The sequence below is a fragment of the Pseudoalteromonas issachenkonii genome, from assembly GCF_002310795.1.
GTDB classification, from domain to species: Bacteria; Pseudomonadota; Gammaproteobacteria; order Enterobacterales; family Alteromonadaceae; genus Pseudoalteromonas; species Pseudoalteromonas tetraodonis.
Genome location: NZ_CP011030.1, coordinates 3332760 through 3347860 on the forward strand (window position 1 = coordinate 3332760; position 15101 = coordinate 3347860).

Genomic DNA, 15101 nt, shown 5'->3' on the forward strand with positions numbered 1-15101 from the left:
CTTATGGTAGGCTTAGCCAAGCCACTTAATTGTTGTTACTAGGGTATGACTTTGTTTTGGCTCAAGCGTAACCGCATCTTCAAGTACATTCGCAGCCTCTAGGCATAACATGCTTTTATAATCATCATCGGCAAAATTTGATAGTCGCTTTGATTTTTCAATCCATGGATTCCATAACACGCACGAGCGCGAGTTTTCTCTGCTAACGCTGATCATCCCTTGAGGAGTTTCAATGGTTTGCACAGCCGCGGCTTGGGTATAAACCATATCGGTTTCACGGGTAAAACCAACCACATCACTTTGCTGATAAGGCCCTTGGCCAAATTCTATGTATTGCGCTCCTTGCAGCCCTGTTACGCGAGTATTATTAATATCATCAGTTGGAAAGTAAGTATGCAGCGCCTGTGTATAACTAAATGGGGTGTTACCTAAATTACAGGTGGTTAAACGCACCTCTAACTTCTCAGATAAAATAAACTCAACCCTTAAAGAAGATTGATGAGGCCAAAAGGTAGAATCTATCTGCTTCATTGGTAATTTAAGACTAACAGTAATCTCGTTCTCGGTTTCATGCACTTCATCGGCTTGCCATACGTGCGTGCGCGCAAAACCATGTGCTGGAAAGTCTTTATTTTCATGTTGACCAAACCAAGGCCAGCAAATAGGAATACCGCCACGAATGCCCTTCCCTTCGCTAAAGGTTTCATCCCCAGACACCCACAATAGTGGCAATTTACCTTTGGGTGTAAACTCAGTTATTTGCCCACCTTGTAAAAATATCTTCGCCTTACATTGGCGACTATTAATACTAATAAATTCCAAACCGCTATGTGTACGCTCAATACATACTGAGGGTGATAATTGCATTTTATTTCCTTTAACACTGAGACTAATTTTTTAGTACTTAACCTGAGTTCAGGTTACTGTACACAAACAATAATGCATGCTTAAAGCATAAGCTACATAGAATAGTTATTTAAATTGAGTTAGTTACTATATTGTTATGCCACATCAACGGCTCAATTACGACTAAAGTTTTAAACCTGTGGCTTGCGTATCGCTTTTAACTTACGTAAGGTGCGCAGCCTTAGCAAACAGAGTGTTATTAACTTTTAATAAAATAAAGATAATAAATACCATTTTAATTACTGCTCAAATTAATAAAAACCATTAAAAACTAATAATAGCGGCGTTAAATGATATATATCATTTGAATTCAATTTATTTGATGTGTAACATTTCGTGATTACGGCAACTGATTCGCCTTTCATGAGACAAACAAATGCAAAAATATGACGAGTTACTAGTTTCTTTACGCAAGGTGATCCGTGCGATTGACTTACATTCAAAACAACTTAATAAAACAGCGGGTTTAACTGGACCACAACTGCTTATTATGCAAGAAGTGTCTCAAACTGATGGTATTACCGCCAGTCGTATTGCGCAAAACGTCAATTTAAGTCCGGCAACGGTCACAAATATTCTTGACCGAATAGAAAGCAAGAATTTGGTAACACGCGTTCGTAGTCAAATGGACAAACGCCGGGTCAGCTTATACCTTACTGAACAAGGTAAAGAATTACTCGAAAAAGCGCCTCAGCCCTTGCAAGAACACTTTATCGAAAAATTTTCAGCGCTTGCTGAATGGGAACAGAGCCTACTGCTTTCATCAATGCAACGTATTGCCGCAATGATGGATGCAGATAAGCTAGATGCCTCTCCTCTTTTAGAAGTAGGCGCACTGTTTCAAACTTCTAAAGAATAAAACGCAGTATAAAAACAATAAACTAAATTAGTCTGCCATTTTCTCCTTTTTCCACACTAAGAGGCGCATCGTTGCGCCTTTATTTTTTTAATCACAATCAAAACGGCTATTATGACTAAACTCTCAAAACTAACACTCGCATTAATTTTAAGTGGTGTTGCTAGCAATTCTTATGCATCAAATCTTCAACCTCTCCAAAGCCAATTAACGCAGTTAAAGCAACAAGTAGATAAACTTGAAAGCAAACTCGCTGAAAAAAAGTCTCAGCAAGTAGAACAAGTTAGTAAACAGTTGCAAGCTACTTCTACAGATACTGCACAGCAAGAAAAGCAATCATCTGGAATAAAGGTAGGAGGTGCTATTCGCGCTAACTACGGTATAAACTCTTACGATGAAGACAATGAAGATCGCGGTGGTGACTTTGATTTTGATATTTTCCGGTTAAATGTCTCTGGCGAAATTAATGATATTTCAGTCAATGGTGAAATACGCTTTTACGATTATATGACTGTCGTAAAGTACGCTTACTTAGGGTACGAATTTATTGATGGCTGGGAAGCTCAGGCAGGCATAACAGCCGTGCCGTTTGGTAACGGTCCTTATAATTCCCACAGCTACTTTTTTAGCACTAACTACTATGCTGGCCTAGAAGATGATTTTGATTTAGGTGTGGTTGCTAAGCGCAAACTTAAAGACAACTGGACACTTGATTTAGGCTTTTTCAAAAATGATGAACTGGGTGGAGTTGATGGCTCAGCATCAGACAAAAATCATCGTTACTCTTATGATATTGTTGGTAGTCGTCCTGCAAACGAAGGCATCTATGCTGAACCAGCAAAGCAGCTTGGTGAATACAACACCTTTGCTGGTCGCGCTACTTATCAGCTTGAGCATAGTAAAAATATCACCACTGACATCGGGGTATCGTTACTCAGTGGCGGACTTCACGACGGTGAAGACCGCGCTGGTAATTACAGTGCTTGGGCTGTTCACTTAAACAGCAACATTAATAACTGGAATATTCAATTGCAACACGGTGAATATGACTACGACTTAGACGATGGTAATAACCGCTTTGCGGTGGGTGCTTTTGACTATTATGACAGTGTATCGAGCCAAGCCACAATGACCAACTTTAATATTGCCTATGACTACGCACTAGAATGGGGCCCAGTTACCAACCTGCAGTTTTATAACGACTATGGGATCATCTACAACAAGTCAGATAATAGCGCCAATACTTGGATGAATGTAACCGGTATGAGCATTACTGCTGGCGGATTCTTTAGTTATGTTGATTTCGTACAAGCCCGCAATCAACCCTTTATTGGCGGTACCATTATTGGTGATGGCGATACCGAGCGCCGTTTTAATATTAATTTAGGCTATTACTTTTAATAGGTAGTGCAATCAGGAAATTCTTTTCCTTTGCTAACCCTAAATGGCTTAGTTGATAACATGCAACTAAGCCATTTTCTCTTCATTTTACCTTTTAATTAGCTTACCCTTTTACCGTTTAATTAATTAAAAAAGAGCTAAAGTGAGCATAAAAAACGTTTTTATTTATTATAAAAATTTCGGCTTTAAATTGCTGGGGCTACTGTGTGTATTACTGGGCATTATTGGTGTTGCCCTACCGGTTATGCCAACCACGCCGTTTTTAATTTTAGCCTTAGCCTGTTTTGCTCGCTCATCCGCGGCGCTTGAGTCTTGGCTATTAAACCACCCTCGCTTTGGCACAACATTACAACATTGGCGCGCCCATCAAGTGGTTCCTGTAAAGGCAAAGTATGCTGCGGGTATAGGTATGCTAATAGGCTTTATATTTTTATTATACAACAGCCCTCCAGCTTGGATTATTGCCCTAGTGGCTGTTGTTGAAGTGCTGGTTATGGCTTACTTAATTTCTAAGCCCTCAGCTCCTCCTAAAAAATAAAGTGTAAAGTTTGGTAAATAAATTTGTAACAGCTAATGCAAATCATTATCATCCGTATAAATTAAATAAATTTGTACCTTTTATGCCCTTTGTTAATAAACGCACTTTATATAGTACAAGTCGTACTCTACATATCTATATTTCCACCGCTTTGTTTTTTTTACTTATTCTATTTTGTGTAAGCGGTATAGTGCTAAACCATGTTGACTGGTTAAAAAACGATAAAAACAATGGCCAAATTACGGTCCAAATCCCCCAGGATCTGCTTACTCAAGCAAATACACAATTAAATAGCCTGCCTGCTATTTATCCACAAATAGAAGCTTACTTAGCCAAACACTATGGGCTTAATAAAGTGAAAAGCATTGAATGGGAAAAGCAAGATTCACTGGTTATGCTCGACTACCCATTACCAGCAGGCTATGCCTATGCAGAGTTTGATTTTATCAGTGGCGAATTGTTGCTCGATTATCAAACCGGTGGTTTTTTAAGTGTTATCAGCGATTTGCACAAAGGCCGTCATTCAGGAGAAGTATGGAGCTGGGTTATTGATATATCTGCAGTGCTGATGATTCTATTTGCCATCACCGGCATGATTATTTTATTTCAAAACAGAAAAAAACGCTTAGCAGGAATATGGATAACCGTATTAGGAATCGCAACACCATTGGTTATTTATTTATGCTGGGTTCCACAAATTAAAGGAGTATTTTAATGTTCAAGTTTAAATCTTTAATTAGCACCGTATTGCTGTTAATTGCCGTGTGTTTTCACACTTCGGTGGCAGCGCAATCACCCCAATTAGAAATCGAATTAACTTTACCTGAGTTAGATGTGCAGCCCTATCATCGACCTTATGTTGCTGTTTGGCTCGAAACACCAGAGCGTAAACATGTCACAACTTTAGCGCTTTGGGTACAAAAAGCGGAATGGTTTAAAGACCTACGCCAATGGTGGCGTAAAGCAGGTAAAAGTGATGCAAACTTCGATGGGGTTAGTAGCGCAACCAAACGCGCAGGCACTTATACCATTAATTGGGACGGAAACGATCTTAATGGCAAATCAGTTATCGCAGGAAAATACCTGTTAAATGTTGAAGTTGTTCGTGAAGAAGGCGGGCGTGATTACAGCCGTATTGAGCTTGATTTAACCCAATCAGGAAAAATAACCATTGATGGCAAAAACGAATTTTCAACCAGCTTTGTCACTGTATCCGCTAGGTAGTCCCTACTTATCATTCAAATTTAAAGGAAAAATAATGAACGTTAATTTATTAAAAACAGCACTCATTGGCGTAATGAGTTTATCAGCGCTGGTATCAACAGCTGCAAGTGCACATGGCCGCTGGTTACTACCTTCGCATACTTCGCTATCAGGGGATAAAGCCCATTATGTAATGATTGATGCGAGTATTTCTAACGAAATTTTTGCACCTGATAAAGCATTTCGTCCAAGCACAAAAGGCGCAGAGTACGACGATACTCTGCTTATGGCACTTGCCCCAAATGGCGAGCAAGTTACCGATACCATTCGTGCCTACTACCTACAACGCAAAAGCTCTGCTGCAGTAAAACTTCAGCAACAAGGCACCTATCATATTGCGATGACGCAAAAACCTATGTACATGACCTTCTATAAAAATGCAGCAGGTGAGCGAAGCCGTGTATTCGCCAAAAAAGCAGATGCCAATCTACCTAAAGACGCCAGCGACATCACTACAATTAAAACCATCTCTACTGTTGATACCTTTGTTAGTCATAATGGTACCTCTAAACCAGCACAATTAGGTCAAGGCTTAGAGCTTAGCGGCCCAACGCATCCAAACGATTTATTTGTTGGCGAGCAAGCGCGCTTTCAGCTAATAAGCGATGGAAAGCCGGTTGGCGAAGGCATTGAAGTCAGCATTTTAAAAGGCGATACACGCTACCGTAACGAACGTGGCGAAATAAAAGTAACGACCGACAAAAACGGCATGTTTAGCACAACGTGGAAAGAGCCAGGCCTATACCTAATCGAAACCTCTCAAAAAGTGACAGTAAACGAAAAAGGTGTAGACGCCAGCCGCTATGTATTATTTACCACCCTTGAAGTAGCACCTGAATAACTTTTTAATTCCCTACAGGCCACATTAATCGCTTGGCCTGTAGCTTCTTTATAATTTAAACCCTTTAGCAAAGCTTTAAACCAAGTTAGTCATTTTCGCTGCCTAAATAAGCATAATCCTATATTTTAGCCTCCTTGTCTGTTCCTGTTTCAATCTATTATTCCGATCACTTATTTTTATGAAAATAGTTGAATAACTTAGTCAATTTAGATCTTTGCGATGCACTAGCCGCTTATATATGATGCGCCCTTTTCAAAATCTTCAAGGCACGCTTAATGACTTTTCAGCATTTATCAGCTAATAAAAAATTAGCACTTAGCTTGGCTATTTCCACCGCACTTAGCGCCTCTTTTTCAGCTGCTAATGCGGCTGAGCAAACTAATCAAGTCGAAGAAAATATCGAAGTAATTTCAGTAACAGGCACGCGTCGCAGTTTGCGTAGTATTGCGCAAAGTACTGTGCCTGTAGATATTATTAGCAGTGACGATATGGCAAGTACGGGGCAACTTGAAATTAGCCAAGTGCTCGCTAACCAAGTCCCGAGCTTTAACTACCCAAGTGCCACACTCTCTGATGGCACCGATCATGCTCGCCCAGCGGTTTTAAGAGGCCTTGCACCCGATCACACCTTAGTCCTTATTAACGGTAAGCGTCGCCACTCTGGTGCGTTATTAAACTTAGGGGGTACGGTTGGTCGCGGCTCTACCGCGGTTGATTTAAACATGATCCCAACCTCTGCAATTAAGCGTGTTGAAGTACTGCGCGATGGGGCTGCAGCACAATATGGCTCTGACGCCATTGCGGGAGTAATCAATATTGTTTTAAAAGATGCCACCGAAGGCGGCAGTGTTAGTGTAACTTATGGCCAATACGACAGCCAAATGGCCGGTGTACCGCAACTAAATAGCACTTATGCGGATGATAACGGCAACCTTGCATTTAATTTAGGCGACGATCGTCACGTTAACGACGGTAATACCCGCACAATTAGCACAAACTCAGGTTTTTCATTAACAGACAATGGTTTTGTAAATGTATCAATTGAATACCGTGATAACGACTCAACTCAACGCTCTGGTTTTGATCCACGCGAACAATACAACCGCCTAGATGATAGCAGCCTAGACCCACGCGAATTTACAATTGATCGCTACAATCACCGTTTTGGTAAAGCAGCGTTGGAAGACTACGCTTTGTTTTACAATATGGGATACGATTTAGAGAATGGCTTTAATGTTTATTCGTTTGGTAGCTATTCAGAGCGTGAAGGTAACTCGGGCGGATTTTACCGTCGTGCAAAAGACAGCCGCAATGTTTTAGAGCTATACCCTAATGGCTTTTTGCCACAAATTGCTACCGACGTAAAAGATTACTCGCTGGCACTTGGTTTACAAGGCGATAGTGGCGACTGGACTTGGGATGTAAGTACCAACTACGGCCGAAATGACTTTGGTTTAGGGGTTGTAAATAGCCTCAATACTTCGTTAGGTACTAACAGCCAAACTGAGTTTGATAACGGCGCCATGGTTTACGATCAATTTTTAGTTAATTTTGATGCTAATACCAGCGTTGATTTTGGTCTACCCGATGATGTGTTTTTCACTATTGGTGCTGAGTATCGCCGTGAAAGCTATAAAATAGAGCAAGGCGAAGAAGCCTCTTATATTACTGCGCTTGATAACAACGGCAACCCAATTGCTGCTGGCGGTGCGCAAGTGCTTCCTGGGTTTGGGCCGCAAAGCGCAACCAATGAAAGTCGTCATAATGTTGCTGTATTTGCTGAATTTGATACTTACTTTACTGATAAATGGAATGTTGTTTTAGCCAGTCGCTATGAAGATTACAGCGATTTTGGTAACACATTTACTTCAAAATTAGCCACGCGTTACAGTATTAACGACAACCTATCGTTACGTGGTGCGGCAAGTACTGGCTTTCGTGCGCCGTCACTTGCACAAAGCTCGTACCGTCAAATATCGACTATTCTCGAAAATAACCAGCCTTTTGAAGTTGGTCTATTCCCAAGCTCTGCTCCTGCAGCTCAAGCGTTAGGTGCAAAACAGCTCGATGCAGAAGACTCGGTTAATGTTACCGCTGGATTTGTTTACACTCAAGGTGGCTTTAGCTTAACAGTTGATGCGTACCGCATTGATATTGATGACCGGATTGTGCTCTCTGAAAACTTAAGCGGTAATGCTGTGCAGCAAATTCTAGCTAATGCTGGCGAACTAAATACCGAAAGTGTTCGTTACTTTACCAACGCTATCAATTCGCGCACGCAAGGTGTTGATATTGTGGCAACGTACACACTTGATTTAAATACATTGGGTGATGTGCGCTTAAATGCGGCGGCAAACATTAACGATACCGAAGTGACTCATGTAGATGCAAACCCGAGCGAGCTAAATTCTTTAGGCGATGACTACGTGGTATTTGCCCGTCGTGAAGTAGGCCGTTTTGAGCAAGGCACACCCGATAACAAACTAAACCTATCGGCTGTTTGGAGCTTTAACCAATGGCAAACAACCTTGCGTGCAACTCGCTATGGGGAAGTGGCAGATATTTCAACCACCAGCGAGGGTGATGAATATTTAGATGCTAAATGGATTGCTGATTTAGAAGTCGCTTATCGTCCTAACGAAGCGTGGAAATTTGCAGTGGGTGCAAATAACTTGTTCGATCAGTACCCTCAAGCAACGGTAGATAATATTGGCTACTCTAACTTTGGCCAAATATTTCCGTACACGCCTTACACACCCTACAGTTTAGATGGGCGCTTTTTATACGGTAACATTACTTACAATTTTTAAGTAAAACGCCCATTAACAATAGAGTAATTACAAAAGGATGCAGTGTGCATCCTTTTTATTAACATTTAGTATTTTTAACCATATTTTAGCATTTTAACTTTTTAACTACTGCTGCCATCTCATATAAAACAACAACTTACATTTCGGCCTCAATTTTGCTCTATACTTTGTATATTAACTAAAATAATCAATATCAAAGGACTAAACATGAGCGCATCAACTCTATTCAACTTCACTAAGCCCGTTTCACTAATTAGCGGCATTTTATTACTCAGCGGTTGTGTATTTCACATATCGCCCAGTGTCGCATCAGTTAAACAAACCCAGCAGCTTTCACTACCAAGCAATAACCTTGAGCACCTAACGATATTAAGTGGTGCCGGTTCGCTCGATATTCAGGGCTCTAATACTGCAACCAATATTAGCGTTGATGCCATCATTTACACCGCCGACATTGACGATGAATACGAACTCACCCTTGAGAAAAGCGGTACACAAGCAAAACTTGTTGCACAAAATACAAGTAATAATGGGATTAGCTTTTACAGCGGGCAATCACCAAGTATCAATTTAGTTGTTACCGTACCTAACACCCTAAATTTAGATATTAACGACGGCTCAGGCGATATTGTTATTAACGAGATGCAAAGCAATATTGATGTAAAAGATGGTTCTGGCAGCTTATCTATCAATGGTGCTAAAAGCCTAAATATTGATGATGGCTCGGGCAGTATTTACGTAAAAAATGTGGTCGGCGACTTAGTATTAAATGACGGCTCAGGCAGCATTGATATTGATAATGTCAGTGGTAATGTCGCTATTGAAGATGGCTCGGGCGAAATGCAAGTGACTAACGTAACAGGCGTATTAAATGTTGAAGATGGCTCGGGCGGCATAACTATTAAACATATTAAAGGCGCAGTCACCGTAGACGATAACTCAGGAGATATGTTGATTGAACATATTGGCTCAAGCGTGACGATTGAAGATGGCTCTGGCGATATTCGCGTTAATTACGCTAAAGGGCTAACAATTACAGAAGCAGGCTCTGGCGATGTTAGTATCGATAATATCTCTGGTTCAGTAAAGCTAGACTAATAATCTAATCTTACTTTTAAATCATATAAAACGGTCAATTAATTGACCGTTTTTGGTTTTGTATAATCAATGGTGTGGTCACAACTGCCATCGTTTTCACAATCATTTATTCCATCGCCATCGCTATCCCAGCTTGGGTGCATAGTTTTTACAGGCACGGCTACACCTGCATGTTTAATGATGGTTAACTTATAATCACTTGTTTCACCACGTCTCGCTGCATTACGCATTAAATAAACTCGCACAATATAATCTCCATCTGTGCTGAGTTGATATTTAGCTTCATGCCCTTCTATTGAGCCAATAAATACGGCTTCATTACTGTCTAAGGGCAAAATATTAAAGTAGTTACTTAAATTTGAAGGAGTCAGAGTCACATTCAGGATATCACCTGCTTTTGCACTAACTAAATAGTCATGAAATTCATCACCAGTAATTTGCTGTTCAAGCTCAGCTCGCTGTGGTTCAAACTCAACCTTGTACTGTTGAGCTTGCACCGTTTGTGTAAATACCGCAGCAAACACAGTGGTCAGCATAATTTTTAAAAGCAGCTTAATACTCATTTTAGTTCCTATAAAAAACATATTATTAAATTTAATGGTACACAATAAAGTAATACCAATTCGCTTAATTAAGTGAGCTATTTTGAGGGAAGGCAATCGTGTCGATAGCAAGGTAAAACTTTGTTATTTAGTTGTTCTAAAAGAGAAGTTTTTAACGCAACTAACATCTGGTTTACCCGTTCAAAATGATTAAATAGTATTGCGGATTAGTATGCGTTAATAATGTTTCTTTCACAATTAACTCAAACTTAATTTATAGTAGTATCAAAATATAAATAACTCCTAACCTCAAGAGAGCACCCCATGCTAGAAATTGCTTTAATTTATTTAGCCGCCGCCATTGTGGCTGTTCCTATTGCCAAACGACTTGGCTTAGGATCAGTACTGGGTTATTTAATTGCTGGCATACTAATTGGTCCCTATGCATTGGGAGTCGTAGGGGATCAAACCGATGTAATGCATTTTGCCGAATTTGGCGTAGTGATGATGCTATTTTTAGTCGGACTTGAACTACAACCCTCACGACTATGGAAGCTTCGGCACTCTATTTTAGGGCTTGGTGGCTTACAGGTGGTGCTAACTGCGGCGGTTATTTTTGCCTTTTGTTATTGGTTTTTTACCATGCATTGGCAAACCGCATTGGCCATTGGTTTAATGCTGGCACTTTCTTCTACCGCGATTGTATTGCAAAGCCTCGAAGAAAAAGGCTGGTTAAAGCAAGAAGCTGGGCAAAATGCATTTTCGGTTTTATTATTTCAAGATATTGCCATTATTCCTATTTTAGCGCTACTCCCCTTACTCGCGTTTGCTGCACCAAGTAGCTCAAAACAAATTAGCGATTCAATCATTGCAGGCTGGCCTGTTTGGCAACAAGTAGGCGTCTCTGTTGGCGTTATTGCCGCTATCATTGCTGGCGGTAAATATGTGTCGGCACCACTGTTTAGATACATCGCACAAACTCACATGCGTGAAATATTCACTATTTTTGCATTGTTTTTAGTCGTGGCTATTTCGCTTGTAATGCACAGTATTGGCCTATCACCTGCTTTAGGTACTTTTTTAGCCGGTGTAGTATTGGCCGAAAGTGAATTTAGACACGAATTAGAAGCCGACATAGAGCCCTTTAAAGGCCTATTGCTAGGACTATTTTTTATCACTGTAGGGGCTTCAATTAATTTTGAGCTATTATTTAATCAATTTAGTACCGTGGTTGCTTTAGTTGCCTTATTAATTGTCATTAAAGCCTGCATTTTGTTTGCCCTTGCTGTCACATTTAAAATTAGCTCAAAGCAAAAACTATTGTTTACATTGGCACTAGCACAAGGTGGTGAATTTGCTTTTGTACTTTTAAGCGTGACCACCACATTAAGTATTTTAACCCCAGAACAAACCAGTCTAGTGACCTTAGTGGTTGCGGTATCTATGTTGATAGCTCCTTTATTACTGATGCTGTATGAGCAAATACAAAAACGCAGTAGTAGCACTAAGCCTGAGTTTGATAAACCAGAACAAATAAATACCGCTAAACATGTAATTATTGCGGGCTATGGCCGCTTTGGGCAAATTATGGGACGTTTATTACATGCACAAGGCTACGAAATTACCGTACTTGATCACAGCCCAAGCCAAATAGAACTGCTGCGCCGCTTTGGTAACACCGTATTTTACGGTGATGCTGCTCGCCAAGAACTGCTTGAAGCCGCAGGCGCGCATACTGCACAAATGCTGGTTGTTGCGATTGATAACCCAGATAAAACCATTGAAATTATTAAGCTGGCACATAAAAACTACCCACAATTAAAAATAGTGGCGCGCGCAATCGATCGTCGCCATGCGTATCAACTACTGAATCTAAAAGTGGATGCGTTTAACCGCGAAACCGTCGACTCAGCCATTAACTTAGCCATAGAATCACTGCAGCTACTTGGCAATAGCAAAGAAGACGCTGAGCGTGCTGGTAAATTATTTAGGGATCATGACCGTGCATCTGTGTTACAACTTTCTGAGCTTTGGGGAGATGATGCCAGCTACGGCGTTGCAGTACGCCAACGTATGGAAGATTTAAAACAGGTATTACAGCAAGATAAGCAAGCACAGCAAAATTTAAATACCTGTGATGCCAACGATTATGAAAATGGCTTAACAGAAGACTCTGCTAAGCACAAAAAACGACCTAATGATGATGTCCACCTTGAATAGCCTCACCTTGAGGATTATAAAAACCGGTGGCGCCGTGCTCTATAAAGCCTAGGTTAATCATTTTTGCTAAAAATGGGTCGCTTTCGTTATCGCCAATGTCGGCATAGTCGGTGGTTTGAAAGTTATCCCATTTTGCAAACTGAGCCTTAATCGCTGGTGTGTCATTTTGCACCGCGTCTAAGCTAAGTGACATGCTTGCTTTATTCGCTAGGTTACTAATGCTAAATGTTTTTACCAGTTTTGAATGGGTAAAAAATGCCAAGTTATACTGAGAGTTATTTTCTTCTAAGCTGTAATTTTTTATTTCGTTGCAGCCTTCACCTTCAGTGCTCACTAATGTCATTTTTTCAATAAGATGATTATCTACCAGCTGTACTTTTGCACTCCAGTTTTGCACTCCTTGCACCTCTGAGGGCTGATATTCAATACCGCGCTGCTGCGCATTAAAATAACGAATAGGCCGTATTTGATTGTTGCTCGTATGCTGCCAAAGCTCTGTTATAACTTGGCTTTGGTGCGCCACTTGTTGCTCATTTCGCCAAAGGGCGAGAGTTTGGCTGTTTTCCTTATTATTTTTAAGCGTTTGTGGAGCCTTATTAATAATAGTGTAAGTGGCTTTTAATACCTGTGGATTTATATCGCACTGCTCAGCAAAGCTGCTTGTGCTAAATAATGCGCTCATTATTAAAAATACTTTTTTCATTGGGCTATCTCTTTAGTTAATCGCTTTTAGCTTAATTGCCTTTAACATAACCAAAAATAATGGCAGTTTAATGACATAAAAAACCCGCACAGTGTGCGGGTTGTTTTATATCGCAAGGTTTATTGCGCTACTTTTTCATCCGCGGCTTTTACAAAGTCAGCGGCAAAGTCCATAACATGGAATAAAAAGCTTTGCTCATTAGTACCTGTTACTAAATGCGCCCCTGGGCCCATTGCATACACACCTACATCTTCGCCTGCGTGAGTTTCTGATGATAGTGGCACAAGTGCCTCTTGGTGAAAACCTGGCGTTGTAGTATCAACATTACTTAAATCAACACGCCCTGTAACGGGTGCTGCTAAGTAAGATGCATCAGCATCGGTTTCTGCACCTAGGTCTCTGTAGCCTAAACCATTAGTGTAACCAACTGTAGTATAAGGCATATCGTCGGCAGCAAGGCTGGGCTCTGTTTGCCCTACACCAACCACTTTACCTAAAATTGGGTTACCGCGTTTAGGGTAGCCTGCAATGGTAAATACGTGACTGTGATCGGCTGTCACTACAATTAGCGTCTCTTCTGGGTTGGTGTTTTCCATCGCTACTTTTACTGCTTTAGCCAGCTCTACAGTATCGTTCAGTGCGTTGTATGCATTACCCGCATGATGCGCGTGGTCAATACGACCCGACTCAACCGTTAAGAAAAAGCCTTGCTCGTTGTTATCAAGCACATCAATCGCTTTTTCGGTCATTTGTGATAATGAAGGCTCGCCTGCAATATCATTGCCACGGTCGGCTTCGTATTGCATGTGAGATTCATTAAATAAACCAAATACACGCTCAGTTGTGGTTGCATCAATCGCAGCAAAACCCGCTTGATCCATCACATAAGCCCCATTTGGATATTGCGTTTTCCACTCGGCGGTTAAGTCGCGATTATCTGTACGATCGCCCTCTACAGCACTAACAGCATCAGCTGAGTTAAACGCGGCATCTTTTGGTAAAAAGTGACGACGCCCGCCACCCATAACCACTTCAATTCCGTCTACATCAACACCACTAAAACGTGCTTCTAGGTTCTTTTCAAAGTTAACCAGCTGTGAGGCAATATCTTCACAATTAGCTGACTCAGAAGCAGGCATATCTGAAATATCTTCCCAGTTACGGTCTGCCGATTTAGCGTAGGTTGCCGCAGGTGTTGCATGAGTAATACGCGCAGTAGAAACAATACCCGTAGACTTACCGGCAATCTCAGCCAGCTCTAATGACGTAACAAGCTCATGCCCTTTGCCTGATGCACAACTACCACGTTCAACCGCTTCGTCTATACCAATTACACCCACATCGGTTTTTACACCTGAGGCCATTGCCGTCATTGTACCGGCAGAATCTGGCGTTTGTGCATCCACGTTATAGGTTTTTACAAACCCAGAGTACGGCATGGTTTCAAAGCTTAATTGGTGATCTTCACCCATTTCACCCTGTAATTGCCCCGCTAAAATACGGGCAGCTGTCACAGTAGAAATACCCATTCCATCGCCAACAAACAAGATCACATTTTTAGCTTTACCCGATTCAGTTACCACTTTACTTGCAGCATCTTGCGCGCCGGCGAGCTTAGTTTGTGCATCACTAAACCATACGTTATTGCTAAGAGACGCCAGCTGCTCACTCGTTAATGAGGTGGCTGGGTCGTTACAGACTAAGTTAGTGTGCGTTACTTCGTTGCTCTCTAATTGCCCGTTTGTATTGGTATCAACACCGCTTTGTGTTTCTACGCCGCCATTGATACATTGCGCAGATCCCACTGCAATTGGGAGATCGACCGCTAAAATATTATTGCTGTTTTTGTCGTCATCACTCGAACACCCCGTTAATGCGACCATTACTGCTAAAGAAAGTACTGTTAATTTATTCATGTGAGCC

Annotated in this window: 13 protein-coding genes; 9 read left to right on the plus strand and 4 right to left on the minus strand. The window is 41.1% G+C overall.

The genetic code is table 11. From position 1 onward, the window contains the following. Positions 1-12: 12 nt before the first annotated feature. A complete protein-coding gene (locus tag PISS_RS15460; RefSeq protein WP_036957016.1) occupies positions 13-867 on the minus strand; it encodes a D-hexose-6-phosphate mutarotase in 855 nt (284 codons plus the stop codon). Positions 868-1282: 415 nt separating this feature from the next. Between PISS_RS15460 and PISS_RS15465 the strand changes: the two genes are divergently transcribed. From PISS_RS15465 to PISS_RS15500, 8 genes are all read left to right on the plus strand, one after another. Beyond that, a complete protein-coding gene (locus PISS_RS15465; RefSeq protein ID WP_016899014.1) occupies positions 1283-1765 on the plus strand; it encodes a MarR family winged helix-turn-helix transcriptional regulator in 483 nt (160 codons plus the stop codon). Between the two features lie 111 nt (positions 1766-1876). Continuing rightward, entirely contained in the window at positions 1877-3163 is a 1287-nt protein-coding gene (locus PISS_RS15470) for a porin (protein ID WP_058155396.1), read from the plus strand. A 142-nt stretch (positions 3164-3305) separates the two neighbouring features. Beyond that, complete coding sequence (locus tag PISS_RS15475; protein WP_033103568.1) at positions 3306-3701, plus strand: YbaN family protein; 396 nt, start codon at positions 3306-3308, stop codon at positions 3699-3701. Positions 3702-3783: 82 nt separating this feature from the next. Continuing rightward, positions 3784-4416, plus strand: coding sequence for a PepSY-associated TM helix domain-containing protein (locus PISS_RS15480; RefSeq protein WP_013466239.1), 633 nt, complete (start codon positions 3784-3786; stop codon positions 4414-4416). Beyond that, a complete protein-coding gene (locus PISS_RS15485) occupies positions 4416-4925 on the plus strand; it encodes a DUF2271 domain-containing protein (protein ID WP_016899010.1) in 510 nt (169 codons plus the stop codon). Before PISS_RS15480 ends, PISS_RS15485 begins: the two co-directional genes overlap by 1 nt. 34 nt (positions 4926-4959) lie before the next feature. Beyond that, entirely contained in the window at positions 4960-5805 is an 846-nt protein-coding gene (locus tag PISS_RS15490; RefSeq protein WP_028834718.1) for a DUF4198 domain-containing protein, read from the plus strand. Between the two features lie 275 nt (positions 5806-6080). Next, positions 6081-8615, plus strand: coding sequence for a TonB-dependent receptor plug domain-containing protein (locus PISS_RS15495; RefSeq protein WP_058155398.1), 2535 nt, complete (start codon positions 6081-6083; stop codon positions 8613-8615). 207 nt (positions 8616-8822) lie between these two features. Then, complete coding sequence (locus PISS_RS15500; RefSeq protein WP_016899007.1) at positions 8823-9713, plus strand: DUF4097 family beta strand repeat-containing protein; 891 nt, start codon at positions 8823-8825, stop codon at positions 9711-9713. Positions 9714-9751: 38 nt separating this feature from the next. On the opposite strand, the gene PISS_RS15505 is transcribed toward PISS_RS15500, so the two are convergent. Beyond that, positions 9752-10276, minus strand: a complete 525-nt coding sequence (locus PISS_RS15505) for a hypothetical protein (protein ID WP_058155400.1) — start codon at positions 10274-10276, stop codon at positions 9752-9754. 303 nt (positions 10277-10579) lie between these two features. Between PISS_RS15505 and PISS_RS15510 the strand changes: the two genes are divergently transcribed. Further along, positions 10580-12475, plus strand: a complete 1896-nt coding sequence (locus PISS_RS15510) for a monovalent cation:proton antiporter-2 (CPA2) family protein (protein ID WP_058155402.1) — start codon at positions 10580-10582, stop codon at positions 12473-12475. On the opposite strand, the gene PISS_RS15515 is transcribed toward PISS_RS15510, so the two are convergent. Further along, positions 12450-13178: a hypothetical protein gene (locus tag PISS_RS15515; protein ID WP_058155405.1), complete on the minus strand. Its 729-nt coding sequence runs from the start codon at positions 13176-13178 to the stop codon at positions 12450-12452. The genes PISS_RS15510 and PISS_RS15515 overlap by 26 nt on opposite strands. 119 nt (positions 13179-13297) lie before the next feature. Next, positions 13298-15094, minus strand: a complete 1797-nt coding sequence (locus PISS_RS15520) for an alkaline phosphatase (RefSeq protein ID WP_058155545.1) — start codon at positions 15092-15094, stop codon at positions 13298-13300. Between the last annotated feature and the right edge of the window lie 7 nt (positions 15095-15101).